This window comes from Streptomyces sp. NPDC047515, from assembly GCF_040643055.1.
Lineage (GTDB): Bacteria > Actinomycetota > Actinomycetes > Streptomycetales > Streptomycetaceae > Streptomyces.
On the sequence record NZ_JBEYTM010000059.1, the window covers coordinates 1 to 24,705 of the forward strand.

The 24,705-nt window shown below is 70.9% G+C and carries 27 protein-coding genes; 18 read left to right on the plus strand and 9 right to left on the minus strand.

Annotated elements, in window-relative coordinates; translation table 11 throughout:
- Nucleotides 1-359 precede the first annotated feature (359 nt).
- The 4 genes from ABZ826_RS32315 to ABZ826_RS32330 all read left to right on the plus strand — a co-directional run bounded on the left by ABZ826_RS32315 (nucleotide 360) and on the right by ABZ826_RS32330 (nucleotide 3,727).
- Nucleotides 360-584, plus strand: coding sequence for a hypothetical protein (locus ABZ826_RS32315; RefSeq protein WP_361456308.1), 225 nt, complete (start codon nucleotides 360-362; stop codon nucleotides 582-584).
- 650 nt (nucleotides 585-1,234) lie between these two features.
- A complete protein-coding gene (locus tag ABZ826_RS32320; RefSeq protein ID WP_361456311.1) occupies nucleotides 1,235-1,804 on the plus strand; it encodes a DUF4240 domain-containing protein in 570 nt (189 codons plus the stop codon).
- 154 nt (nucleotides 1,805-1,958) lie between these two features.
- The gene (locus ABZ826_RS32325; RefSeq protein WP_361456440.1) at nucleotides 1,959-3,179 is read left to right on the plus strand and encodes an IS701 family transposase; all 1,221 of its coding nucleotides are present in this window, start codon (nucleotides 1,959-1,961) and stop codon (nucleotides 3,177-3,179) included.
- Nucleotides 3,180-3,565: 386 nt separating this feature from the next.
- Nucleotides 3,566-3,727, plus strand: a complete 162-nt coding sequence (locus tag ABZ826_RS32330) for a hypothetical protein (RefSeq protein ID WP_361456314.1) — start codon at nucleotides 3,566-3,568, stop codon at nucleotides 3,725-3,727.
- Nucleotides 3,728-3,946: 219 nt separating this feature from the next.
- Here the strand turns inward: ABZ826_RS32330 and ABZ826_RS32335 are convergent, their stop codons facing one another.
- Together ABZ826_RS32335 and ABZ826_RS32340 are read right to left on the minus strand one after the other, a co-directional pair.
- Nucleotides 3,947-4,819, minus strand: coding sequence for an undecaprenyl-diphosphate phosphatase (locus ABZ826_RS32335; protein ID WP_361456317.1), 873 nt, complete (start codon nucleotides 4,817-4,819; stop codon nucleotides 3,947-3,949).
- Nucleotides 4,820-5,030: 211 nt separating this feature from the next.
- Nucleotides 5,031-5,744, minus strand: a complete 714-nt coding sequence (locus ABZ826_RS32340; protein ID WP_361456320.1) for a TVP38/TMEM64 family protein — start codon at nucleotides 5,742-5,744, stop codon at nucleotides 5,031-5,033.
- 178 nt (nucleotides 5,745-5,922) lie between these two features.
- Between ABZ826_RS32340 and ABZ826_RS32345 the strand changes: the two genes are divergently transcribed.
- From ABZ826_RS32345 to ABZ826_RS32360, 4 genes are all read left to right on the plus strand, one after another.
- Nucleotides 5,923-6,063, plus strand: coding sequence for a hypothetical protein (locus ABZ826_RS32345; RefSeq protein WP_361456323.1), 141 nt, complete (start codon nucleotides 5,923-5,925; stop codon nucleotides 6,061-6,063).
- Nucleotides 6,064-6,155: 92 nt separating this feature from the next.
- Entirely contained in the window at nucleotides 6,156-7,325 is a 1,170-nt protein-coding gene (gene tuf, locus ABZ826_RS32350; RefSeq protein ID WP_361456326.1) for an elongation factor Tu, read from the plus strand.
- 74 nt (nucleotides 7,326-7,399) lie between these two features.
- A complete protein-coding gene (locus tag ABZ826_RS32355; RefSeq protein ID WP_361456329.1) occupies nucleotides 7,400-8,245 on the plus strand; it encodes a patatin-like phospholipase family protein in 846 nt (281 codons plus the stop codon).
- Between the two features lie 22 nt (nucleotides 8,246-8,267).
- Nucleotides 8,268-9,113: a fused MFS/spermidine synthase gene (locus ABZ826_RS32360; RefSeq protein WP_361456332.1), complete on the plus strand. Its 846-nt coding sequence runs from the start codon at nucleotides 8,268-8,270 to the stop codon at nucleotides 9,111-9,113.
- Here ABZ826_RS32360 and ABZ826_RS32365 read toward each other — a convergent pair.
- The gene (locus ABZ826_RS32365) at nucleotides 9,075-10,379 is read right to left on the minus strand and encodes an MFS transporter (RefSeq protein ID WP_361456335.1); all 1,305 of its coding nucleotides are present in this window, start codon (nucleotides 10,377-10,379) and stop codon (nucleotides 9,075-9,077) included. The genes ABZ826_RS32360 and ABZ826_RS32365 overlap by 39 nt on opposite strands.
- Before the next feature lie 63 nt (nucleotides 10,380-10,442).
- Complete coding sequence (locus ABZ826_RS32370; protein ID WP_361456338.1) at nucleotides 10,443-11,303, minus strand: hypothetical protein; 861 nt, start codon at nucleotides 11,301-11,303, stop codon at nucleotides 10,443-10,445.
- Between the two features lie 84 nt (nucleotides 11,304-11,387).
- On the opposite strand from ABZ826_RS32370, the gene ABZ826_RS32375 reads away from it, so the two are divergent.
- From ABZ826_RS32375 to ABZ826_RS32385, 3 genes are all read left to right on the plus strand, one after another.
- Complete coding sequence (locus ABZ826_RS32375) at nucleotides 11,388-11,525, plus strand: hypothetical protein (RefSeq protein ID WP_361456341.1); 138 nt, start codon at nucleotides 11,388-11,390, stop codon at nucleotides 11,523-11,525.
- 144 nt (nucleotides 11,526-11,669) lie between these two features.
- Nucleotides 11,670-12,107 (plus strand): DUF4442 domain-containing protein, encoded by a 438-nt coding sequence (locus ABZ826_RS32380; protein ID WP_361456443.1) that lies wholly within the window; start codon nucleotides 11,670-11,672, stop codon nucleotides 12,105-12,107.
- Nucleotides 12,108-12,269: 162 nt separating this feature from the next.
- Nucleotides 12,270-12,929 (plus strand): DedA family protein, encoded by a 660-nt coding sequence (locus tag ABZ826_RS32385; protein WP_361456344.1) that lies wholly within the window; start codon nucleotides 12,270-12,272, stop codon nucleotides 12,927-12,929.
- A gap of 91 nt (nucleotides 12,930-13,020) precedes the next feature.
- On the opposite strand, the gene ABZ826_RS32390 is transcribed toward ABZ826_RS32385, so the two are convergent.
- The gene (locus tag ABZ826_RS32390; protein ID WP_361456347.1) at nucleotides 13,021-13,551 is read right to left on the minus strand and encodes a gamma carbonic anhydrase family protein; all 531 of its coding nucleotides are present in this window, start codon (nucleotides 13,549-13,551) and stop codon (nucleotides 13,021-13,023) included.
- A 155-nt stretch (nucleotides 13,552-13,706) separates the two neighbouring features.
- Here ABZ826_RS32390 and ABZ826_RS32395 point away from each other — a divergent pair, with 155 nt between their 5' ends.
- On the plus strand, nucleotides 13,707-14,462 hold the full coding sequence (locus ABZ826_RS32395; RefSeq protein WP_361456350.1) for an acyltransferase: 756 nt from the start codon (nucleotides 13,707-13,709) through the stop codon (nucleotides 14,460-14,462).
- A gap of 20 nt (nucleotides 14,463-14,482) precedes the next feature.
- Here ABZ826_RS32395 and ABZ826_RS32400 read toward each other — a convergent pair whose 3' ends face one another.
- Nucleotides 14,483-15,349: a DMT family transporter gene (locus ABZ826_RS32400; protein WP_361456353.1), complete on the minus strand. Its 867-nt coding sequence runs from the start codon at nucleotides 15,347-15,349 to the stop codon at nucleotides 14,483-14,485.
- 92 nt (nucleotides 15,350-15,441) lie between these two features.
- Between ABZ826_RS32400 and ABZ826_RS32405 the strand changes: the two genes are divergently transcribed.
- Entirely contained in the window at nucleotides 15,442-16,014 is a 573-nt protein-coding gene (locus tag ABZ826_RS32405) for an XRE family transcriptional regulator (RefSeq protein ID WP_361456356.1), read from the plus strand.
- 44 nt (nucleotides 16,015-16,058) lie between these two features.
- Complete coding sequence (locus ABZ826_RS32410) at nucleotides 16,059-16,619, plus strand: YbaK/EbsC family protein (protein ID WP_361456359.1); 561 nt, start codon at nucleotides 16,059-16,061, stop codon at nucleotides 16,617-16,619.
- A gap of 2 nt (nucleotides 16,620-16,621) precedes the next feature.
- On the opposite strand, the gene ABZ826_RS32415 is transcribed toward ABZ826_RS32410, so the two are convergent.
- Both ABZ826_RS32415 and ABZ826_RS32420 read right to left on the minus strand, forming a co-directional pair.
- The gene (locus ABZ826_RS32415) at nucleotides 16,622-17,473 is read right to left on the minus strand and encodes an AAC(3) family N-acetyltransferase (protein WP_361456362.1); all 852 of its coding nucleotides are present in this window, start codon (nucleotides 17,471-17,473) and stop codon (nucleotides 16,622-16,624) included.
- A gap of 73 nt (nucleotides 17,474-17,546) precedes the next feature.
- A complete protein-coding gene (locus tag ABZ826_RS32420) occupies nucleotides 17,547-17,957 on the minus strand; it encodes a CoA-binding protein (RefSeq protein ID WP_361456365.1) in 411 nt (136 codons plus the stop codon).
- Between the two features lie 58 nt (nucleotides 17,958-18,015).
- On the opposite strand from ABZ826_RS32420, the gene ABZ826_RS32425 reads away from it, so the two are divergent.
- From ABZ826_RS32425 to ABZ826_RS32440, 4 genes are all read left to right on the plus strand, one after another.
- On the plus strand, nucleotides 18,016-18,642 hold the full coding sequence (locus tag ABZ826_RS32425; protein WP_361456368.1) for a YigZ family protein: 627 nt from the start codon (nucleotides 18,016-18,018) through the stop codon (nucleotides 18,640-18,642).
- Nucleotides 18,643-18,727: 85 nt separating this feature from the next.
- A complete protein-coding gene (locus ABZ826_RS32430) occupies nucleotides 18,728-19,675 on the plus strand; it encodes an ornithine cyclodeaminase family protein (RefSeq protein WP_361456371.1) in 948 nt (315 codons plus the stop codon).
- 178 nt (nucleotides 19,676-19,853) lie between these two features.
- A complete protein-coding gene (locus tag ABZ826_RS32435; protein ID WP_361456374.1) occupies nucleotides 19,854-21,020 on the plus strand; it encodes an exonuclease SbcCD subunit D in 1,167 nt (388 codons plus the stop codon).
- Entirely contained in the window at nucleotides 21,017-24,190 is a 3,174-nt protein-coding gene (locus ABZ826_RS32440) for an SMC family ATPase (protein WP_361456377.1), read from the plus strand. The genes ABZ826_RS32435 and ABZ826_RS32440 overlap by 4 nt, the downstream gene beginning before the upstream one ends.
- On the opposite strand, the gene ABZ826_RS32445 is transcribed toward ABZ826_RS32440, so the two are convergent.
- Complete coding sequence (locus ABZ826_RS32445; RefSeq protein ID WP_361456380.1) at nucleotides 24,180-24,626, minus strand: Lrp/AsnC family transcriptional regulator; 447 nt, start codon at nucleotides 24,624-24,626, stop codon at nucleotides 24,180-24,182. The two genes, ABZ826_RS32440 and ABZ826_RS32445, sit on opposite strands and share 11 nt — an antisense overlap.
- Nucleotides 24,627-24,705: the final 79 nt, after the last annotated feature.

Genomic DNA, 24,705 nt, shown 5'->3' on the forward strand with positions numbered 1-24,705 from the left:
GCGGAACTTGCTCACCGGAACGGGGACACAGGGACAACGGACACCTCGACAGCTATAACGGTCATCGGAACGACCCGAGCTTGCCCGTTGACCATGCGGCCGCACCGGGAAACTCCAAGATCCCCGACAGAGTCAAGCTCAGCGCACTGGGGACGCCGCACCGCTGGCCGGACGTAGTGGGCCATCCCGCAGGAAGATTTCAGTGGGGCGACCCTCACCTGACGATCTGCGCTGGTCAGCCCGGGCGACCAGCGAGAGAGGTCGAACGGGGCGGCCTGGCGGGGCTCGTGTGAAACGGTGGCGGAACCTGCTCTGGGATTCGTTTCCCTACCTGCAGGCCTGGCAGGCAGACTGTCAGCATGGAAAAGCCATGGACGCGTGAGCTACCGCAGGACGAGCTGTCGGACGACGAGATTGAGGACCTGCACTTGCCTGTCTACACCGAGGCGTCTGAGCTGGAGATCTGCCAGATGGCTGATCTCGGCGATCCTGTTGCCGACGAGATCTTCTGCAGCTGGCCTACCGAACGCCAGCGTGCTGCGTCACAGGCAGCGGATAAGAAAGATCAAGAGCAGTGGGACTGATCAGGCTCACAGCGATAGGCCAGCGGGTCGAGCACTTCAGTTGACCCGACGACGTGGGGCGCTGAAGTACTCCGGGCAGCGAGTGTGACTCAGGTCGCCATACGAAAGATCTCAGCACCCAGGTGAGCGCGGCCTGACCATCACACCCAATTGACCAACAGCACGACATCACGAGTTCAACGTCAGTAGTTCGTTCACTCTCGCGAGAGATCCAGCAACTGCGCCCGCGGATCCGCCGCACCGACGACGAAGCAGCGTGCCCGGCGTGAGCCACGTGGTCAGGGCTCGAGGTGCTCGTCACGAACAACGCCTGGTCGCACAGGGCAAGACTCTGCTGGACGCTGTGGCCAACCCTGCCCCTGACCCTTCGCCGGAGCCGGCCCCTACACGAGCGACTTGCCGCATCACCCCTGAAGGGGAGGAGCCGATCTTCCCTAGTCTAGTACTCCAGCGGTAGATCGTGATCACGCTGGCGCTGCGGGACTTTCCGATCAACGGTGTAACGGTGTATCAGCTCCCCCTGAACGCAGCCCTTGGGTGGCGCCGGGCCGCCACCATCGGTGCATGGCCGTTGTCCAGCGGTGCGCCGGTCTGGCGCCGGTTGTGCAGCAGGCCTGGGGTCTCGAAGCGCCTGGCATACTCAGGCCGTGATGGATGTCGAGGAGTTCTGGACCCTGATAGGCGAGGCGTGCGCAGAGGTTGACGCGCTGGAACTGGACTTCGACGATCGGCGCGACGCGATCGAGCGCGCGTGCGAGGAGCGGCTTGTGAGCCGCACGCCTGCCGAGATCGTCCAGTTCTCCTTGCGCCACTGGCAGCTGCGCGACCAGGCATACCGATACGACCTGTGGGCGGCGGCGTTCCTCATCGAAGGCTGGTGGTCCGACGACGGGTTTATGGACTTCCGTGAGGGCCTCATCTCGCTCGGCCGATACTGGTATGAGCGCGCGCTCGCGGATCCGGACTCCCTCGCCGACCATCCGGCAGTGCGGGAGGGCGGGGACGTGCTCATCGGGACCGAGGACTTCAACCAGGTGGCCCACCGGGCGTACCAGCGTCTCACCGGTGAACCGGACGGGCTCAACAAGGCGCTGGAGGCTTCCCCAGAAGCCGGCCCCCTCAGCGCCATGACCGAGCCGGCCGGAGCTCGGTGGGACGTCGCCGACGATGATGAGATGCGCCGCCGCCTGCCACGCCTCGCCGGAATCTTTCTGGACTGATACTCCAGCGGTGGATCCTGATCACGCTGGCGGGGCCGGTGCGGACATGGGTGCGGCCACCGTTGATCATCGGTGTGTGAAGACAAACGATCATGCGGTGGCCGCAGGTCACAGCGTAGACCCTGCCCGCTGGCAGGAGGCATTCGAGGGCCTGATGGGCCGAATCGCAGGCCGGTTCACTCGGGTCGAACCCCGCCGCCGGATAAGCCGGTTGGTGCTCGGACTGCTCTCCGACCTGCCCCGAAAGAACTGCTGGACCATCGCCGAGTGGGCCGGGGACGCGACCCCGGACGGCATGCAGCACCTGCTGAACCGCGCCAAATGGGATGCCGACGCCGTCCGCGACGACCTACGCGACTACGTGGTCGAGCACCTCCACGACGACCAGGCTGTCCTCGTGGTCGACGAGACCGGCGACGTGAAGAAGGGCACCCGCACCGTCGGCGTCCAACGCCAGTACACCGGCACCGCAGGCAGGATCGAGAACTCCCAAGTCGCCGTCTACCTGGTCTACGCAGGTCAGCGGGGTCATGCCGCGGTGGACCGGGAGCTGTACATCCCGCGCTCGTGGACCGACCAGCCCGACCGCTGCCAGGCGGCCGGACTCGCCCCGGACACCGAGTTCGCCACCAAGCCCGAACTGGCCGCCCGCATGATCGCCCGGTTCCTTGACGCCGGCCACCACGCCCGCTGGGTGGCCGGCGACGAGGTCTACGGCGGCAACCCGAAACTGCGTGCCGTCCTGGAGGAACGCGGCACCGGCTACGTCCTCGCGGTGGCCTGTAATCACGAATTCACCACCCAGGCAGGCAAGCTCCGCGCGGGCACCCTGGCCAAGAAGCTCCCCAAGCGGGCCTGGCAGCAACTGTCCGCCGGGGCCGGCGCCAAGGGGCACCGCTTCTACGACTGGGCCCACATCGACCTGCCCGATCCGACCCCCGGCCACCGCCATCTCCTGATCCGCTGCAACCGCACCACCGGCGAACTCGCCTACTACCGCTGCTACTCGCCCCACCTGGTCCCGCTGACGACCCTGGTGCGGGTCGCGGGATCACGGTGGCGGGTCGAAGAGACATTCCAGTCCGGAAAGGGCCTGGCCGGACTGGACGAACACCAGGTCCGCCGCTACACCTCCTGGTCGCGCTGGGTCACCCTCGCCATGCTCGCCCATGGACCGACGAGATCAACGTCCACATCGCCAAGCTCCTCCAGGAGCACGGATAGAGTCGCAGCCATGGGAACAGACTGGGAGAGCATCCTCGGGGCGAGTGGCGCAGACCTCGCCGACGCGTACGACAGAGTCGCCACCGAAGCCGTCTACGACGACGGAGACCCCGGCGACGACGAGCCGGCGCTGCCCTTCGATGAGGACTGACCCTGCGCCCCTCTTGAGCGACCAGCCCTGTCCAAGCGCGTCCTTCCACGCTTCGAGGGGTCTGAAGCTGCGGTAGAGCCAGTGATCGTCCCAGAGCTGGCGACCTCGGGGTGCCTGCGCAGGCGGCCTTGTGCGCCGCCGGGAGGGTGGAAAGACGCGCTTGGACAGGCTCAGCCGTCATCAATGTCACATACTGTCGAAGGCGGGACACTCCACTCCCGGCGCGCGGCAGACGACGTCCGCGAACTGACCCGCCTCGCCGCAGCGCACCCGAAGGTCCCCGATGCGATAGCTCTCCGCGATCACGTTGCGAATACCTCGCACGCATGGCAGACCAGCGAGAAACGGGCGCACGGCTTCGCGCCCATAAGGCTCGACGCCGCATCATGACCGAGTCGACCCGGATCTGCTCGGCGCCGGAATGCCAGTTCGAGGAGCACGAACTGTGCGATGGCAACCAGGGCATCGTGGCCGACGGGGCGATCGCGGTACGACAGCGCTGCGAATGTGAGTGCCACCGCGTGGAACGCTCGACCGCAGAGCGGTGAATCGTGTCCGGTGCGGTCAGGGCCTGCCCTGGCCGCTCGTCGCGTAGATCGACCAAGGCGAGGCCGCGGTCCACCCCTCCAGGTGGCGGCCTCGCCTTGGTTCAGCTATCTGGGAGATCAAATGGGAGGCAAGTGGGAGTTGATCATGTCGGAAGAGCTCGAATCGCCTCTAGAAATCTCTAGATCGGAGGTGAGTATCTGCCGCTCGGAGAACCTCGATCAGCCCGCCGACTCGCCGGCGTGCGGGCTCAGCACACCGGCCGCCACCAGGGCAAACAGCAGTACACCGAGCAGCACGCGGTAGATGACGAACGGCATGAAGCTCTTGCTGGAAATGAACTTCATGAACCAGGCGATGACGGCATAGCCGACACCGAACGCGATCAGTGTGGCGAAGATGGTCGGCCCCCAGGACACATGTCCCTGACCCGCGTCCTTCAGCTCGAAGACCCCCGAGGCCAGCACCGCCGGGATCGCCAGCAGGAAGGAGTAGCGGGCCGCCGCCTCGCGGGTGTAGCCCATCAGCAGACCGCCGCTGATGGTGGCGCCGGAGCGGGAGACACCCGGAACCAGCGCCATCGCCTGGCAGAAACCGAAGATCAGGCCGTCCTTGACCCCGAGTTCCTTGAGCGTCTTGCGCTCCTTGCTGGCCCGGTGCCTGCCGCCCGCCTCGTCGCGGGCGGCGAGACGGTCCGCGATGCCCAGGACGATGCCCATCACGATCAATGTGGTGGCGATCAGCCGCAGATCCCGGAAAGGGCCCTCGATCTGGTCCTTGAATGTCACGCCGAGCACGCCGATGGGGATCGAGCCGACGATGACGAGCCAGCCCATCTGTGCGTCGTGGTCGCTCCGCATCGACCGGTCGATCAGCGAACGGAACCAGGCCGAGACGATCCGGACGATGTCCTTGCGGAAGTAGATGAGGACTGCCGCCTCCGTGCCGATCTGGGTGATGGCGGTGAACGCCGCACCCGGGTCGTGCCAGCCGGCGAACGCCGCAGTGAGCCGCAGATGCGCACTGGAGGAGATCGGCAGGAACTCGGTCAGTCCCTGAACGAGGCCCAGGATGAACGATTCGAACCAGCTCATGGGGCTTTGGCCATCCCGGAGGTGATCGTGCAACGGCCGACGGCCGTGAGAGCCGTCGGCAGCGTGCGGATGTGGAGTCGAATGAGGGCAGGGCCGTGCCGCGCCCGGAGACTTCGGTCGGTCGCGGGCAGGGTATCGCCCTCAGATGAACAGCTTTACGCGTACCCCCGCGCCGCCCACCGCACCACTGCCCGCCTGCGTGCGCACCGGATCACTCGGCGCCGAGACGGTGGCGCTTGCGCCAGGCGACGACGGTCGCGCCGACCCCCGTCAGCACGATGAACCCGGTCGCGGCCAGGAAAGCGGGCGACGTCGGTGACGAGGCCTCGCTGCCCGCGACGACATACGCGGCGGTGTTCGGGACCGAACCGAGCCCCGTGGCCATCAGGAACGACGGATACCTCATGCGTGAGACCGCCGCGCAGTAGTTGGCCGCCGCGAAGGGCACACCGGGAAACAGCCGCAGGGCCAGCATCGAGCGGAATCCGTGCCGGCTCAACTGGCCGTCCGCCGCCTTGAGCCAGCGCCCGCGCAGCAGCGTACGGAGCGCGTCCTGCCCCAGTACCCGGCCCAGCGCGAACGAGATGCCCGCGCCGAGCACCGTGCCCGCCAGCGCGGCGGCCAGCCCCGCCTGCGAACCGAACAGCGCACCGGCGGCGAGATTGAGCAGCGGCCGCGGCACGAAGGCCACGGTGCACACGCCGTACGCGACGCCGAACAGCACGACCGCGGCGGCGCCCCCACTCAGCCGGGTGGGCCAGCCGGTGGCGAGCAGACGTTGGGGATCGAGGAGCAGCGTGGTCGCCGCGGCGCCCAGCAGCACCGCCACGAGCAGTGAGAACCGGGACCAGGGCGAGAGCAGAGCCCTCGTGCAGCGCACGGCGAGGCCGGTGGCGGGCCGGGCGGCGGGGACGGGGTCGAGCATGCGGGGAGACTAACCGACGCCGGTGTGTGATCGCCGTCATGCGAACCGGTACGTACCGGGCGGCCCGCGCGGACGCGGCCGAGATGCCGCGGCGGAGGCCGAACTCCCGTGTCCGCCCGCGTCGTCCGCGCCGGAAAACCATTCGACGCCACCACGTTCCTCGGCCATCATCGGAGCCATGTTCCGGTACGCCTTCCTCGCAGCGCCGTCCGCAGTCGCGGACGTGCCGAAGGCTGCCGTGAGCCCCGTCACCGCAGCGGCAGTCGTCGCAGCAGCGTTCACCGCTGCCGCAGCGTCCATCGGCGGCGCCCGAAGCTGACCCTCCCCCGACAGTCCGGCGGACCCCGCAAGGGGAGGGTCGGCGGGGCCCTGGGGTCTTCTCACTCAGCTTCGAATTCCAAGGAACGAGCCATGCCCAAGACGGCATACGTGCGCACCAAGCCCCACCTCAACATCGGCACCATGGGCCACGTCGACCACGGCAAGACCACCCTGACCGCGGCCATCACCAAGGTCCTCAGCGACCGGGGAAGCGGGACGTACGTCCCGTTCGACCGGATCGACCGGGCGCCGGAGGAGACGCAGCGCGGCATCACCATCAACATCGCGCACGTCGAGTACGAGACCGACACCCGTCACTACGCGCATGTCGACATGCCGGGGCACGCCGACTACATCAAGAACATGGTCACCGGCGCCGCCCAGCTCGACGGGGCGATCCTGGTCGTCTCCGCGCTCGACGGCATCATGCCGCAGACCGCCGAGCACGTACTGCTCGCCCGCCAAGTGGGCGTCGACCACATCGTCGTCGCCCTCAACAAGGCCGACGCGGGCGACCCGGAGCTGACCGACCTCGTCGAGCTGGAGGTCCGCGAGCTGCTCTCCGCGCACGGCTACGGCGGTGACTCTGTCCCCGTCGTCCGGGTGTCGGGCCTGAAGGCCCTGGAGGGCGACCCGCGCTGGACCCCGGCCGTCGAGGCGCTGCTGGACGCCGTCGACACGTATGTGCCGATGCCGGTCCGCTACACGGACGCGCCGTTCCTGTTGTCGGTGGAGAACGTCCTGACCATCACCGGCCGGGGCACGGTCGTCACCGGGGCCGTCGAGCGCGGCACCGTGCGGGTCGGCGACCGGGTGTCGGTGCTGGGTCCGGACATCGAGACGGTCGTCACCGGCCTGGAGACCTTCGGGAAGCCGATGGACTCCGCCGAGGCGGGCGACAACGTGGCCCTGTTGCTGCGCGGCGTGGAGCGTGACCGGGTCCGCCGCGGCCATGTGGTGGCGGCGCCCGGCAGCGTGACGCCGAGCCGTCGCTTCACGGCGCAGGTGTACGTCCTGTCGGCGCGGGAGGGCGGCCGGACCACCCCGGTCACGACCGGCTACCGGCCGCAGTTCTACATCCGCACCGCGGACGTCGTCGGAGACGTCGACCTCGGCGCGGTGGTGGTGGCGCGCCCCGGTGACACGGTCGACCTGACCGTCGCACTGGGCCGTGACGTCCCGCTGGAGACCGGACTCGGCTTCGCGATCCGCGAGGGCGGCCGCACCGTCGGCGCGGGCACCGTCACCGGACTGCTCTGAGACGTTGCGTGCCAGGGGCCCGCCTCCCGTACCCCACGGGAGGCGGGCCCGATGTCTTGCGCAAGACTGACGGCATGACAGGAACAGCACTGGTGCTCGGTGCCGGCGGTGTCACCGGCAGCGCCTGGGAGACGGGGATTCTCCACGGGCTCGCGAAGGCGGGAGTGGACCTCGGCGGCGTCGACGTGATCATCGGCAGCTCGGCGGGCGCGATGGTCGGCGCGCAGCTGGCCTCCGGACTGGTCGGTCTTCCCGAACTGTACGAACTCCAGTTCGCCGATCCGCAGGGCATGACCGGCGGCAGGCTCGGCGTGCCGACCCTCCTGCGCTACGCGGGGGCCGTGCTGTCCTCGCGTACTCCCGAGGCGTACGGCCGGAAGCTGGCCCGGATCGCGCGTGGCGCCCGCCTCGGCATCACGGCGGAGCAGCGGCGCGCGGCCATCGCCGATCGCCTTCCGTCGTCCGACTGGCCCGAGCGGTCCCTGCGCGTCACCGCGGTCGACGCCGCCACCGGCGAACTCCACACGTTCGACAAGGACAGTGGAGTCTCCCTCGTGGACGCAGTCACCGCGAGTTGCGCCGTCCCGGCCGTCCGGCCCGTCGCCACCGTCGACGGACGGTCCTGGATCGACGGAGGGGTGCACTCCACGGCCAACGCCCATCTCGCCGAGGGCTACGGACGCGTCGTCGTCATCGCTCCGACGGCCAGTGGGAACAAGGTCATCGTCACGCCGCGCTCGCAGGCGGCCGAGCTCGCCGCGAAGGGCGCCCGCGTGGAGGTCATCACCCCGGACGCGGCGGCGAAGAAGGCCTTCGGCCGCAACCCGCTCGACCCGGCCTGCCGGGCCGCGGCGGCCCGCGCCGGGCTCGCGCAGTCGGCCGCGCACACCGAAGCCGTCGCCGCGGTCATGAGCGGCTGATCGTTCGCCGCACAATGGGGGAGTGAACGAGTCGATACCCGTCATCAGGGACGTGGACCACGGCACCGCCAGGCTGCTCCCGGACGTCGACCGGGACAGGGCCTGGCTGCTCACCGTCGACGGCGCACCCCAGTCGTACGTCGACCTCCACGCGCCGGACCATCTCGAATTCGAGTACGTACGACGCCTCGCGCACGTCATGGACTGCGCCGCGGCACCGGGCGCACCGATGGACGTCCTCCACCTCGGCGGCGGCGCGCTCACCCTGCCCCGCTATGTGGCCGCCACCAGGCCGGGCTCCCGCCAGGACGTCGCCGAGGCCGACCTCGGGCTCCTGGCTCTGGTCGCCGAGCAGCTGCCGGTCCCCGACGGAAGCGGGATCGCCGTGCACGGCGAGGACGCCCGCAGCCGGCTGGAACGGACGCCGCCCGGATCCCTCGACGTCCTGGTCGCGGATGTCTTCGGCGGCTCCCGGGTACCCGCCCACCTCACCACCGTCGAGTACGCCGGGGCCGCGCGCCGGGCGCTGCGCGACGGCGGGACGTACGCCGCCAACCTCGCGGACGGCGCGCCGTTCGACTTCCTCCGCTCCCAACTGGCCACCTTCGCGGCCGTCTTCGAGGAGCTCGCGCTGATCGCCGAACCGGCGGTGCTGCGCGGTCGGCGCTTCGGCAACGTCGTCCTCGTCGCGTCCCGCAGCCCCATCGACACCGCGACGCTGACCCGCCGCTGCGCCGCCGACGCCTTCCCCGCCAGGGTCGAGCACGGCCCCGCGCTGGACCGGCTCACCGGAGCCGCCCGGCCGGTCGGGGACGGCGAGGCGGTCGCCTCACCCGAGCCGCCCGACGGGGCCTTCGGCATCGGCTGAGGACGGCCGCGGGGCCTTGGCCGCCGCCGCCACCTCTGTGGTGGCGGCGCGGGTCAGATTGCGTACCTCGGGCACGAACAGCACGGCGCCGGTGACCAGTACGATCAAGGCCGCGCAGCCCCACAGGGCCTGACCGCGCCCAACCAGGGCCTCGACCGGACCGGCGAGCGCGGTGGCGACCGGCATCATGGCCACCGAGCCGAACCAGTCATACGCCGAGACGCGCGACAGTTTCTCCTCCGGGATCTCCTGGTGCATGGTCGTCATCCACGAGACCCCGAACACCTCGATGGCGACGCCGCTGACGAACATCACCCCACAGAGCCCGGCCACCGGCAGCGGGACCGCGAGCCCGGCCGAGGGCAGGGCCAACGGGAAGACGCAGAGGGTTCCGGCCAGCAGCAGCCGTCGGGGCTTCCAGCGCGTCATCAAGAACGCGCCGCCCAGCGTGCCGGCCCCGAACGCGGCGAGCGCGAAGCCCCAGGGGCGGGCTCCACCGAGCTCGTCCCGGGCGACCAACGGCCCGTACACCGACTCGGCTGCCCCCACGGCCGCGACCACCACCGAGAACTGGGCCACGATGCTCCACAGCCAGGGGCGGCCGATGAACTCCTGCCAGCCGTCGCGCAGATCGGCGAGCAGGCCGCCGCCCGGCGCGCGCGACGGAATGTGGCTGACGTCCAGGAAGGCACGGAGCGCACCCGCCAACGCGAAGGACGCGGCATCGATGGCCAGCACCCAGCCCGGATCCATCGCGGCGATCATGGCGCCGCCGAGCGCCGCCCCGCCGATCGTCGCGCCCTGCGTGGCCATCCGGAAGAGGGCGAAGGCGCGGCTCGCCTGCTCACGGCTGACGCTGGACATCAACATGCCCTCGGCCGCCGGGTTGAAGAACGCCTGCCCGGTCCCGCACAGCGCGGTGAGCAGCATCATCTGCCACAGCTTCGGATCGCCGGCCAGCACGAGCCAGGCGAAGGCCGCCTGCGAGACACAGTTGAGGACGTTCGCCGCGACCATCACACGGTGGCGGGGCAAGCGGTCCGCGACCGCCCCGCCGATCAACAGGAAGAGCACCAGCGGTGCGGCCCTGGCGGCGGCGACCAGACCGACGTCGCCGCCGTCACCGCCCGACTCCAGAACGGCGAACGCCGCCGCGATCAGCGCGCCATGGGTGCCCAGGCCCGTGATGATCGCGGCGGCGGTCAGGAGCCGATAGTTGCGGCCGGGGTGGCGCACCGGGGGAGCAGAGGCGGAAGCGACAGTCACCACGGGACTATCGCCGCTGCGACCTCGCCGTGCCAACTGCTTTCCCTGCGGCGGTGGTGAGGGTCAGGAGGACGGCGCGATGTCCACCAACCGCACGGTGCTCAGGATCTGCTGGATCGTCGTGTCCGAGAGTTCGTCCTTGACGCTGTGGGCTCCGTAGAGGATCCAGGAAGCGAACTCGCCCTTCTTGTTCTTGAAGGTGAAGGCGATCGTCTTGCCGTCGCTGTCGCACTTCTTCCGCTTCGTGACATTCGGGGCGGTGGCTGTGACGACCTGGCCGGTGAGACCCGACTTGGTGGTGTACTGCTTGGCCTCGGTGAACTTGATGGTGCTCTTCGGCATGTGCTGCGCGTAGGCGGCCCACGCCCAGTCGCCGGCCTCGTTGCGGGCGTTCACGGCCGCGTCGGTGGCGCCCTGGGCGCCCCTGGTGCCCGCGCTGGCCAGGCTCATGTCCTCCTTGGTGCCGTCCTTGTCGGAACCGTCCACGCACCACTCGCGCTGGTAGTACGACGGTGCGGAGAAACCGATGTAGGGCGAGCCGTCACCCTTCTTGTCGTCGTCGAAGTACGAGAACGTGCCGGGAGAGCCGACCTCCCAGTCCCCGGGCACGTCGAACTGCGTGCCCCATTTGGGGTTGGTGACGACCTTCCAGCCGGCGATCAGGGGCTTGGTATCCCCGTCGGTGCCGCGCGGGTTCGCCTGGGACGAGGACGGGGAGTCGGACGGCTTGGCGGGCGCCGAGGAGTTCTTGTCGTCCGCGATGTCCTTGCCCTTGTTGTCGTCCTTGTTCATCACGACGACACCGGTGACCACGGCAGCCACGGCGACAGCGGTGGCCGCGACGATCGCGATGGCGGTGGTCTTCTTCTTTCCGCCGTCCGGCTGCGGACCACCGGGCGGACCGGGGACCGCGTACTGCGGCACGGTCGGCTGCTGGTACGGGTTCGGCCGCGGGTAGCCGGGCTGCTGACCCTGCTGCGGGTACCCCGGCTGCTGACCCTCTTGCGGATGTCCCGCTTGCTGTCCGGGATGACCCGGCTGCTGATAGGGATTCGGCTGCTGGTACCCCGGCTGCTGATATGGGTTCTGGTCCTGCGGGTTTTGCTCGCCCCCGGGCGGCTGCTGTCCTGGCCACATGGCGAGTAACGATAGAGGGGCGCCGACCCCTCGGCTACGTCCGCCCCCGTGAGCGGATGGTGAAGGCGATGACCAGGCGAGGGGGTGTGGGGATCCCGGGTATGGCCAAATATATTTACTGATGAGTAACATCTGGTCATGAGCGCTGAACAGATGACCGTCGGCGAGATGCTCGCCGCGACGGTTCCGATGGCCCGGACCCTCAATCTCGAATTCCTGGAGACGACCGCCGAGCGCGCGGTGGTCTGCCTGCCGGACCAGGCCGACTACCACAACCACCTCGCCGGACCCCACGCCGGCGCGATGTTCACGCTTGCGGAATCGGCGAGCGGCGCGATCGTCATCGCCGCCTTCGGCGACCAGCTGTCGCGCGCCGTGCCGCTGGCGGTGAAGGCGGAGATCGCGTACAAGAAGCTCGCCAAGGGCGACGTCACGGCGACGGCCACCCTCGGCCGCCCGGCTGCCGACGTCGTCGCCGAACTCGACGAGGGCAAGCGGCCCGAGTTCCCCGTGCTCATCGAGATCCGGCGCGCGGACGGCGCGGTGACCGGTGAGATGACGGTCGTCTGGACGCTGCGCCCCAGCGCCTGATCCCGGGCGGCTTCCCCCGAAGGGCCGACCGCGCACCCCCACCGGGGCGAGCGCGGCGGCCCTTCGTGTTGTCCGGGCCGATGGCGGGACAGGTAGCATTCCCGCCGTGCGCCGAGGAGTTGACCGGCGAGCCATGAGACATCATCACGGGAGGAACCGGCGTTGCACATCCAGGAGTGGCTGGAGACCGTTCCCGCGGTCAGCGTGTACGTCCTGGTGGGCGTCGTCATCGGACTTGAGAGCCTCGGCATTCCGCTGCCGGGTGAGATCGTCCTGGTCAGCGCCGCACTTCTGGCGGCCGGGCACGACGGGATCAGCCCATGGGTCCTCGGGGCCTGTGCCTCGGCCGGCGCGGTCATCGGTGACTCGATCGGATACGCCATCGGCCGCAAGGGCGGACGTCCGCTCCTGACCCGGCTCGGCGGGAAGTTCCCCAAGCACTTCGGCGCGAGCCAGATCGCCATGGCGGAGCGGTCGTTCCAGAAGTGGGGCATGTGGGCGGTGTTCTTCGGCCGCTTCGTCGCACTGCTGCGGATCTTCGCGGGGCCGCTGGCCGGCGTGCTGCACATGCCGTACTGGCGGTTCCTGATCGCGAACGTGCTCGGCGGCATCGTCTGGGCCGGTGGCACCACGGCCGTCGTCTACTCGGTGGGTGTCGTCGCCGAGGCCTGGCTCAAGCGGTTCTCCTACCTCGGCCTGGTGGTCGCGGTCCTGATCGGTGTGAGCTCGATGCTGATCCTGAAGAGCCGGGCCAAGAAGGCGGCGGCACAGTCGTCGGCCGTACCCGCGCCCGACGCGGGGGCCCTGCCGACGCCGGACTGACCGGCGGCGACCGGCCGACCGGACGGCGGCGGGGATGCCGACCGGCGGTGAGGCGGGCCGGTGGAACCGTCTGCCGCGCCCTCGGCCCCGCTCAGCTCTCGTGTGCCTGTCGGTGCGCCTTGGCGAGCTCCACGTAGCCGACCGCGTTGAACTTGATGCCTTCGAGCTCCTCCTCGGTCAGCTGCCGCTTGACCTTGGCGGGGACGCCCGCGACGAGCGATCCCGGCGGCACCTGCATCCCCTGCGGGACCAGTGCCTGCGCCGCGATCAGTGAACCGGCCCCGATGCGGGCACCGTTGAGGACGGTGGACCCCATGCCGACCAGGACGTCGTCCTCGATGGTGCAGCCGTGGAGCACGGCGTTGTGCCCGACGGAGACGCGCTCGCCGACCGTGACGGGGAACCCGGGGTCCACGTGAACACTGCAGTTGTCCTGGATGTTGCTGTCGGCGCCGACGGAGATGGGACCGCAGTCGGCGCGCAGTACGGCGTGGTACCAGACGCTGGAGCCCGCGGCCATCGTGATCTCACCGATCACGACCGACGTCGGTGCGGTGAAGGCATCCGCATCGATGACCGGCTCCTTGCCGCCCATTCCCGTGATCAACGCCTGCTCTGCCATCGCCCGTTCCTCCGTGCTCAGGTGCTGTGCGGTCGCGGTCGTCCGATCGCGTCAGGGGGAACGGTATGCGACGGGCGGCGGGCGGCCGCCGAGTGGGGTGAACATCACAGGAGGTCGCGGTCATCGGGCCGGGCGCCGCCGACTACCGTGTGCGAGTGCCGAAGAACAGGAACGCGTTCTCCTCCCTCGCCGCCTGGCGGCGGCGCGCCCTGTCCAGAGCCGTCCACCGCGGCTGGCGCTGGGTGCAGGAGTCGGGCGCGGTCACCGCGGAACACCCCGGTCCACTGCGGTTCGGCCGGATCGGCGCGGGCACCCGGCTGGCCTTCCCGCAGGGCACCGTCTTCGGGGAGCCATGGATCGAGCTCGGCGCCCACTGCGTGATCGGTGAACAGGTCACGCTGACCGCCGGACTCATGCCCGGCCTGGATCTCGGCCCGGAGTCGATCCTGACCCTGGGGGACGGAGTGGTGCTCGGTCGTGGCAGCCATGTCGTCGCCGACACCAGGGTGACCATCGGATCGGACACCTACTGCGGACCGTATGTCTACATCACGTCCACGAACCACAGTTATGACGATCCGCACGAGCCGGTGGGCAAGCAGTGGCCCCGCATGGAGCCCGTCTCCATCGGACCGGGCTGCTGGATCGGCACCGGAGCGGTGATCCTCCCCGGGGCCACGCTCGGGCGCAATGTGGTGGTCGCGGCGGGGGCGGTGGTGCGGGGGGAGGTGCCCGACCGGGCGGTGGTGGCCGGCGCTCCCGCCCGTGTGGTGCGCAGCTGGGATCCGGAGAAGGGCTGGCAGCCGCCGCTGCGTACCCCGGCCCCGGTGCCGATCCCGTCGGGTGTCACGCCCGCGCAACTCCTCGCCCTGGCGGAGCCGGGCGAGGCGTCGGGGCCCTCGGGGGACTGAGGCCGTCGGGATCCGGTCCCTCAGCCGGTTGCCAGCAGCACCGTGCCGACCAGGGCGAGGCCGGCCCCGGCCGCCTGCACCCCGCGCAGCCGTTCCCCCAGTACTCCGCGCGCGGCCAGGGCCGTGACCACGGGGTAGAGCGAGGCGAGCACGGCGGCCACGGTGACCGGGCCGTGCTGTGCGGCCAACGAGTACGTGCCGTTGGCCGCGACATCCGCAAGTCCTACGAAAGCCAGGGCGGGCAGCGCGGCCGGCACCGCGGCACCCCCGCCCTCCTCCGGCAGCGCGCGTGCCCCGCGGCGCACCGATGTGTACAGGGCCGTACCGCCCACCGCGATATTGGTGAGGCGCTGGACGAAGAGCGCCAGGAAGAGTCCGGTGACGTCGGTGGACGCCTCCGCGATCAAGGACATCACCGACCCGAAGCCGAACGCGGCCACCAGCGTCAGCAGCACTGCCCGGCGCTGCACCGGCGCCCCGCGCAACTGTGGACCGCCGGCCAGCACGATGCCCACCACGGCGACGGCGACGCCGGTGAACTGCAGCAGTCCCGGCCGTTCCCCGACGATGATCCCGACGCTCACCGGCACGGCGACACCCAGCGATCCCAGCGGGGAGACCACGCCCATCGGGCCGAGCGCCAGGGCTTTGTAGAAGCTCAGCATCGCGACCGGTCCGACGGCGCCGGCCGCGACGGCGAACCAGAGTTGCGGTCCCGTCTCCCTCCAGCCGCCGGTCGCGATCACGATGGCGCCCAGCACCACGGCGGCGACGGTCTGTGAGAGGACCACCACGGTGAGCGCCGGCACGCGTCGCGTGAGCAGCCCGCCGCCGAAGTCGGCCAACCCCCAGAGCAGGCTGGTGGCCAAGGCGAACACTGCTGTCATTGCATGCCTCGCAGTACAGTGCGGTGGACGGTGGGTACGCCACACCGTAGTGCAGTATGTTCGACTCTGTCATCCAAAATATTGGACGGAATGTGTCTGACCTCGATCAGCTCACCCAGTCGCTCGCGCGCAATCTGAAGCGCTGGCGCGGGGAACGCGGCTTCACTCTGGACGCACTCGCCGCCCGTGCGGGGGTCAGCCGCGGCATGATCATCCAGATCGAGCAGGCCCGCACCAACCCGAGTGTCGGCACCACGGTCAAGCTCGCCGACGCGCTGGGCGTCAGCATCACCACCCTGCTCGACTACGAGCAGGGCTCACCGGTGCGGCTGGTGCCCGAGAACCAGGCGGTACGCATGTGGTCCACGGAGGCGGGCAGTTCGACCACCCTGCTCGTCGGTACGGAGGCCAGGGGGCCCCTCGAACTCTGGAAGTGGCGCCTGATGCCGGGCGACAGCAGTGCCTCCGACCCGCACCCCGAAGGCACCGTCGAACTGCTCCACGTCACCGCGGGCGAACTCACCCTGGTCGTCGACGGAACCCCGTACGCCGTACCCGCCGGCAGCTCCGCCACCTTCGAGGCGCACCACCCGCACGCCTACCGCAACGACGGCTCCGAGCCGGCCGAGATCACTATGGCGGTGTCCATCCCGCCCGTACGGTGAGACGCCCGGTCGACGGCCTGCGGGACGCTGTTAGCGTGGCGCGCATGCGCGCACCCATCGGATCCTTCGAGGACGCCGGTCCGGCGGCCGACCGCCTCGACCTGCTCCCCCCGCCCGTCGGCGCCGCCGTGAGCGAGGGCTGGGGCGGTGTTCCCGCCGAGCAGATCATTCATGTCGACACGGATCCGGCCATCGCCGACACGGCGGTCTTCGTCGAGCACCATGGTGCGGAGCTGCTCGACCGGTCGGCCAACTGTGTCGTGGTGGCGGGCAAGCGCGGTGGCGAAGTGACACTGGCGGCCTGCCTCGTCCTCTCCCACTCCCGCGTCGATGTGAACGGTGCGGTCCGCAAGCACCTCGGTGCCCGCAAGGCGTCCTTCGCCCCGATGGACACGGCGGTCGGCGAGACCGGCATGGAGTACGGCGGAATCACGCCCATCGGACTCCCGGCCGCATGGCCGCTACTGATCGATCCCGCCGTCGTCGACGAGGCATGGGTCCTGATCGGCAGCGGCGGCCGACGGGGCAAGCTGATCGTTCCGGGCAAGGCACTGGCGGCGCTGCCGGGAGCGGTGGTCGTCGAGGGACTGGGCGTCCGGGGCTGAGCTCAGCGGTGCGCGCGGCCGAGCGCCTGGACCGGTACGCCGCCCCGGTGCGCCGGCAGTCGGCGGGACGCGAAGTCGACGGCGTCGGTGATGCGGAAGAGACGGCTCGTCGACGAGCCCACGGGGCCGGTGCGCACGGCCGCGCCGTCGTCCGCGCGGGCGAATTCCGCGCCCAGGGCCGCGAAGTCGCTGTCGTCCAGCGCGACGTCCTCGTACTCCCACCACTGGCGCCGGCCCGCGACGGTCGCCACGCAGCGGTAGTTGCGGCGGGGCGGCGCGGACACCCGGTACTCACCGAGATGGAACGCGGTGCAGGTGTCGAACCCGGTTCCCAGCAGCAGTACTTGGGCCCGCAGGCCGTAGAGGCGGGCCAGCGGGGAGTCCTCGCCGAGATGGCAGTCGGGGCGGTGGTGCGCCAGCAGTTCCCGGGCCGAGGGGCCGAGTGCGGCGAAGGATGTCTGGGGGTGGTCGCTGCGGGCCGCCCCCTCGGTGAGCCGTACGGTCTCCGCGAGACGTCCCATCGACGGTGCGGGCGAGGCCGCCGGGTCGAAGGGCGGCATGCTCGCCCGCACCGCCTCCCGGGCCCGCTCGGTGAGACCGCGCACGCGGTCGAGGTAGTGCGCCGAGGTGTCGGAGTTCTCCGGGGTGAACGCCGGAACGACGAGTGTGCCGCCCACTCCGAGGGCGTCCCGCAACGCGTCGACCACTGCCCCGGCCCCGCCGCTCACCGACCCCACCGCACGCATCGACGCGTGCACCAGCAGAACGGCGTTCCGCTCCACGCCCAGATCGGTCAGTTGCCCGGACAGTCCGGCGCGGCCGTGGCGGACGGTCGTCGCAGTCGTAGTACCCACAGCCCGTCATTCTCCCAGCCGAGCGCCGCATGTGACACCACGCACATCCGCACGGGAGAGGGGCGTGCCGTCGCTACCGGTCCAGCGCGGGAATCTCGATCGCGGGGCAGCGGTCCATGACCATGTCGAGCCCGGCCGCGCGCGTGCGTTCGTACGCCTCGGTGTCGACCACCCCGAGCTGGAACCAGACCGCCTTCGCCCCGGCCGTCACCGCCTCGTCGGCCACGGCGCCCGCCAGTTCGCTGTTGACGAAGACGTCCACCACATCGACCGGGAACGGTATGTCGGCCAGCGAGGCATAGCCGTCCTCGCCATGGACCCGCTCCGCCTTCGGGTGCACCGGGACCACGCGCTTGCCGAAGCGCTGAAGCACCTCGGCGACGCCGTAGGCCGCGCGTGACCGGTTGCCCGACAGGCCCACCACGGCCCAGGTCTGGCCCGAGTCCCGGAGAATCCTGCTGATCGTCTCTGCGTCTGCGTACATGATCCGGACAACGGACGGGGGCCCGGGACCATTCCCGGCCGGGGCATAGGGTGGTCGGATGCAGGAGCAGTACCGGACCGTCGCCCGAGCGGGCGTGCACGAGACCGAGATCAACCGGTCGCGCTTCATCTGCGGGCTCGCCCCCGCCGCCACCGAGCAGGAGGCGCAGGACTTCGTCGCACGCGTCCGCAGGGAACACCCGACCGCCACCCACAACTGTTTCGCCTACGTGATCGGCGCCGACGCCTCCGTGCAGAAGGCGAGCGACGACGGAGAGCCCGGTGGCACCGCCGGCGTGCCCATGCTGCAGATGCTGACGCGCCGGGAGATGCGGTACGTCGTCGCCGTCGTCACCCGCTACTACGGCGGTGTGAAGCTCGGCGCGGGCGGACTGATCCGGGCGTACGGAGGCGTGGTCGGCGAGGCCCTCGACGAACTCGGCACCGTCACCCGCCGGCGGTACCGCCTCGCGTCGATCAACGTCGGCCATCAGCGCGCCGGCAAGCTGGAGAACGACCTCCGAGCCACCGGACGGACCGTGCGCGAGGTCCGCTACGCGGAGGCCGTCGTCATCGAGATCGGGCTGCCGGAAGCCGATGTGGAGTCGTTCCGCGGCTGGCTGGCCGATGCCACAGCGGGCGAGGCGGGGCTGGAGTTGGGCGGCGAGGCGTACGAGGACGCGTGACCGGGCTGTCCGCGCGTTGCCACAACGCTCCGCGGCGCCACGGGGCATCTGCGGGCCTTGACCGGCCGCAGTGGACAATGGGCCCATGACCCGTCTCCTGACCAGCAGTGACCTTCTGGCCGTGCTCGACCCGGAGGCCACCCTGGCGGCCCTGCGGGAGGGCTTTCGTCACACCGGCCCCCCGACGGTCGCCGGGCAGCGCGTGCGCACGGATCTGCCGTTCCCGGGTACGGCGACGGCTCTCATTCCCGGACTGCTGCCGGGCATCGACGCGTACACCGTCAAGGTCAACGCCAAGTTCCCCGGCGCCCGGCCGGCGCTGCGCGGTGTGGTCTGTCTGCACAGCGGACGGGACGGCGAACTCCTCGCCCTTCTCGACTCCGCCACCGTCACGGCGTGGCGCACCGGACTGGCCGCGGCCCTCGGCACTCACGTCCTCGCCGCACCCGACCCCGCGGGCGAAGCGGTGCTGGGCGTCGTCGGCGCGGGGGCACAGGCCGAGATCATGGTTCGCGGACTACGCAGTCTGCGCAGCTTCCGCGAACTCGTGGTGCACGACACGGATCCGGAACGCGCCGCACGATTCGCCATCCGTCACCACGGCCGGGTCCTCGGCTCCGCGGCCGGGATCGGCGCGGTCGCCGATGTCGTCCTGCTCTCCACCTGGTCCCGCACGCCCCTGCTGAGCCTCGCCGACAGTCGCCCCGGGCAGCACTTCACCACGCTCGGCGCCGATGAGCCCGGCAAACAGGAGCTCTCCGCCGATCTGCTCGCCTCCGCCCTCCTCGTCGTCGACGACCGCGAGCAGGCCGCGGCGACGGGGGCCCTGGCCGCGGCGGGACTTTCGGCCATCGCCGCAGACGCCACCCTCGGTGAGCTGCTCGGCGGCGCGCATCCCGGTCGTACCCCGAGCACGAGCCGCTCCGTCTACGCACCCGTCGGGCTCCCCTGGCAGGACCTGGCCGTCGCCTGGGCCGCGTACCGCCGGGCGGAAGAGCTCTCCGTCGGAACCCGGATCGATCTTCTCGCCTGAAGGCCACGGCGGCGGTCGGCGGTGATGGGACACTGTGGTCGGTGAGGGAAGAGGGGCTCACCGCCCTCGCTGTGGCCGATGCGGGCGACGAGGCTCCGCGCCGGACGGACCGAGCACGGCGCGACAGACCCGGGCCCCGGGGGCGGAGGAAGAGAACAATGCAGGTCGGAGCCGACTCTTGAGGATTCTGCACACGTCGGACTGGCACCTGGGGCGGTCGTTCCACCGGGTCTCCCTGCTCGAAGCCCAGGCCACCTACCTGGACCATCTCGTGGCGACGGTGCGCGAGCACGAGGTGGACGTGGTCCTCGTCGCGGGTGATGTGTACGACAGGGCCGTCCCTCCGCTGTCCGCGGTCGAGCTCTTCGACGACGCGCTGCACCGGCTCGCCGCCGCCGGTGTGCCCACCGTGATGATCTCCGGGAACCACGACTCGGCACGCAGGCTGGGCGTCGGCGCGGGGCTGATCGGGCGGGCCGGAATCCACCTGCGTACCGACCCCGCCCACTGCGCCACCCCTGTCGTCCTGCCCGACGCCCACGGAGATGTGGCGTTCTACGGGCTGCCGTACCTGGAACCGACCCTGGTGAAGGACGTCTTCAGGGCGGAGCGCGCCGGGCACGAGGCGGTGCTGACCGCCGCCATGGACCGGGTCCGCGCCGACCTCGCGAGCCGCCCCGACACCACCCGGTCCGTGGTGCTCGCCCATGCCTTCGTCGCGGGCGGCGAGCCCAGCGACAGCGAACGCGACATCACCGTCGGCGGGGTGGCTGCCGTGCCCGCCGGAGTCTTCGACGGCGTCGACTATGTGGCGCTCGGACACCTGCACGGCTGCCAGACGGTCACGGACCGGGTCCGCTACTCGGGCTCGCCGCTGGCGTACTCCTTCTCCGAGGTCGCCCACCGCAAGACGATGTGGCTGATCGACCTTGACGCCTCGGGCACGATCGCCGCCGAGCGCATCGACTGCCCGGTGCCCCGCCCGCTCGCCAGGCTCCGCGGCCGCCTCGACACCCTCGTCGACGACCCCGCGCTGGAACGGCACCGGGAATCCTGGGTGGAGGCCACCCTCACCGACCCGGTGCGTCCGGTCGAGCCGATGGCCCGCCTCGTCGAGCGGTTCCCGCACACACTCAGCCTCGTCTTCGAACCCGACCGGGCCCCCGACGACCCGCTCGCCTCGTACGCGCAGCGCCTCAAGGGGCGCGACGACCAGCAGATCGCGGAGGACTTCGTGGCGCATGTGCGGGGCGGGTCCGCAGCCAACGAGCAGGAGCGCGCGGTACTGCGTGACGCGTTCGACCATGTACGGGTGGACGACGCGGTGCGCGAGGTGAACCGTTGAGACTCCACCGGCTCACCCTCACCGCCTTCGGCCCGTTCGGTGTCACCCAGCACATCGACTTCGACGCCCTCTCCTCGGCCGGGATCTTTCTGCTGCACGGGCCGACCGGAGCCGGCAAGACCTCGGTCCTGGACGCCGTCTGTTACGGCCTGTACGGCGCGGTGCCCGGCGCCCGCCAGAGCCCCGGCACCTCGCTGCGCAGCGACCACGCCCCCGCGCACCTCCCCACCGAGGTCAAGCTGGAACTGACCGTCGGCGGCCGACGCCTCGAAGTAACCCGGCGCCCCGCACAGCCCCGCCCCAAGAAGAAGGGCAGCGGCTTCACGACGGAGAAGGCGCAGAGCTGGCTGCGCGCATACGACCCCGACGACGGCTGGCGGCAGTTGAGCCGCTCGCACCAGGAGATCGGCGAGGAGGTCACCCAGCTCATCGGCATGAGCCGGGACCAGTTCTGCCAGGTGGTCCTGCTGCCGCAGGGCGACTTCGCGCGCTTTCTGCGTGCCGATGCCGAGGCGCGCGGCAAACTGCTCGGCAGGCTCTTCGACACCCGCCGTTTCGCCGCCGTCGAGGAACGCCTGGCCGAACTGCGCCGCACCGCCGAAGCACAGGTGCGGGCCGGGGACGAACGCGTTCTCGCGGTCGCCCAGCGGATCGCCCAGGCCGCCGGTCCGGCCGCGCGTGAATCGCTGCTGCCCGACATCCAGCCCGGCGAACCGGGGCTGGCCGACGGCGTGCTGGGGTGGGCCGCCACGGCCCGTGGCGCCGCCCGGGAACGGCTCGACATCGCCGCGGCCGTGCTGACCGCGGCCGACGACCGGCGGACGGCCGCCCGACTGGCCCTCGACGCCGAACGCGAACTCGCCGGGCTCCAGCGGCGGTACGAGGAGACACGGCGCCGCGCCACCGCGCTCGAAGCCGGCCGCTCCGATTGCGACCGGCACCGGGAACGGCTTGCGCAGGCCCGCGCAGCCGACCTCGTGGCCCCCGCGCTGGAGCTGCGCGACGAGGCCGAGCGCGCCTACCGCACGGCGCGTGAGGCCCGTGACCGCGTTCGTGCGCTGCTGCCCGACACCCTGGCCGACGCCGGCGGGGAACACCTGGCGGAGCTGGAGCGAAAGCTCCGGCAGGAGCTCGGCGGGCTCGACGCAGCACAGCGCGCCGAGCGGCGCGGCGCGGAGATCGATGCCGAGCGGGCCGGACTGGAGCGCCAGGCCCGAGCGGACGACGAACTGATCCATGAGGCGAAGGGCCGGCTGGCCGACTGGGAATCCATCCGACACGACCTGCGGGCCCGTATCGAGGAGGCCCAGGAGGCGGCGACCCGCGCCGAACACCTCGCCGGCCGCCTGGAGCCGGCCCGCGCACGGCTGGACGCCGCCCGCCGCCGCGACGCGCTCGCCGTCAAGGCGTCGGCCGCCGCCGAGCGGCTGACCACGGCCCGCGAGCGGGCCGCAGGCGCCCACGAGTCGTGGCTGGAGCTGCGCGAACGACGACTGCGCGACATCGCGGCGGAGCTGGCCGCCGAGCTGGTGGACGGCGAGGACTGCAAGGTCTGCGGCTCGTCCGAGCACCCCAGGCCCGCACGCGCGGCCGACGGCCATGTCGACCGGGCGACCGAGGAAAGGGCCCTGGACGCCTACCGGCGGGCCGAAGAGGCACGCACGGGGGCGGACCGGGAGCTGGGGGTCGTACGCGAGAAGCACATGACGGCCCGCGCTGCCGCACAGTCCGTGGTGCCGCAGCCCAGGGACGGCGCCGACGCAGCGCAGCCCGCCAGGAATGCCGCTGCCGGGTCGGTCGCGTCCGGAGAGGTGGCCGGGGCCGAGGCGATGGACGACGGTGCGGGCCGTTGTGAGCAGCCCTCTCCGGGTTCCGCCGCCGAGACCGCCACTGACCCCACGGTCGTCGAGCTCGGCACTCTGGTCGACGATCTGACACGCCGGCATGCCGAGGCGCACCGGACGGCCGCCGGTATGCACGCGGCGCGTGAGGCCCTCGCGGTCGCCGAGCGGGAACAGGCGGAGCGTCTTGAAGGTCTGCGGCTGGCCGAGCGCCGGGCCGCGGCCCGCACCTCTGTGCGGGACGGCCTGGACCGCGAACAGGCTTCGCTGGAGGAGGAGTTGGTGAATGCCCGGGGGGACTGCGGCAGCGTTGCCGAGCATGCCGCCCTGCTGGAGCGCCGGGTCGGTCTGCTGGCCGAGGCCGCCGAGGCGGTACGCGAGGAGGAGACGGCCGCACTGCGTCGCAAGGAGGCCGACGGCCGGCTCGCGGACGCCGCGTTCCGGGCCGGGTTCGCCACCCCGCAGGCCGCTGCCGCGAACCTCCTCACCGATACCGACCAACGCGAACTCCAGCGTCTCGTCGACACCTGGCAGTCCGAGTCGGCCGCGGTGGCCGACCGACTCGCCGAGACCACGACCCGTACCGCCGCGGAGAGCCTCCCGGCCGCGGTGGATGTCGCCGAGGCCGCGTACGACACGGCCGAGCGGCTGCTGCGGGACGCCTCCGCGACGCTGGCCGCCGCACGTGAGCGCTGCGCCGAGCTGGGCAGACTGTCGCGCGACGCCGCCGACGAGGTGCGGGGGCTCGGTCCGCTGCGCGAGGAGTACGACCAGGTCGCACGGCTGGCCGGGCTCACCGCGGGTACGTCCGCGGACAACGAACGCAAGATGCGACTGGAGTCGTACGTGCTCGCGGCCCGGCTCGAACAGGTCGCCGCCGCCGCCACCGCACGGCTGCAGCGGATGTCCTCCGGCCGCTACACCCTGGTCCACTCCGACGCCCGCACCGGCGGCCGCAGATCGGGCCTCGGTCTCCATGTCGTCGACGCCTGGACCGGACGCGAGCGCGACACGGCGACGCTCTCGGGCGGCGAGACGTTCTTCGCCTCGCTCGCCCTCGCGCTCGGCCTCGCCGATGTCGTCACCGACGAGGCGGGCGGCGTACGGCTGGACACCCTCTTCATCGACGAGGGCTTCGGCAGCCTGGACGACCAGACCCTCGACGAGGTGCTCGACGTACTGGACTCCCTGCGCGAGCGGGACCGCAGCGTCGGCATCGTCAGCCATGTCGCGGATCTGCGCCGCCGCATCCCCGCTCAGCTCGAAGTGGTGAAGGAGCGGCACGGATCGGCGGTGCGGCACCGCACACCGGGGGCGGTCAGCGACTGACGGCGCGCCGGGGGAGCGGGGAGGAGTAGACGACGCTCGTGGTCACGGAGCCGAGCGCGCCGATCTTCCCCGAGATCTCCTCCAGATGACGCATCGAGCGGGCGGTGACCTTCAGTACAAAGCAGTCGTCGCCGGTGACATGGTGGGCCTCCACGATCTCCGGAGTCGTACCGAGCAGATCGTGGAACGGCTTGTAATGGCCGTTCGGGTAGCGCAGTCGTACCAGAGCGAGAATCGGCAGCCCCAGGCGCTCCGGGTCGACCACCGCGGTGTAGCCGCTGATCACCCCGGCCTCCTCCAGTCTGCGCACCCGCTCGGTCACGGCGCTCGGGGACATCGCCACCTCCCGCGCCAGCTCGGCGAACGTCGCACGGCCCGCGCGTTGCAGGACATCGAGGATGCGCCAGTCCGTGGCGTCCGGGGAATAGTCGGTCATGCCCGGGAGACAACAGGGAAATCACCGGCGGATCAAGAGCTGTGCCGGGGATCTCATCTTCCAGGGAAAGGGCACCGAC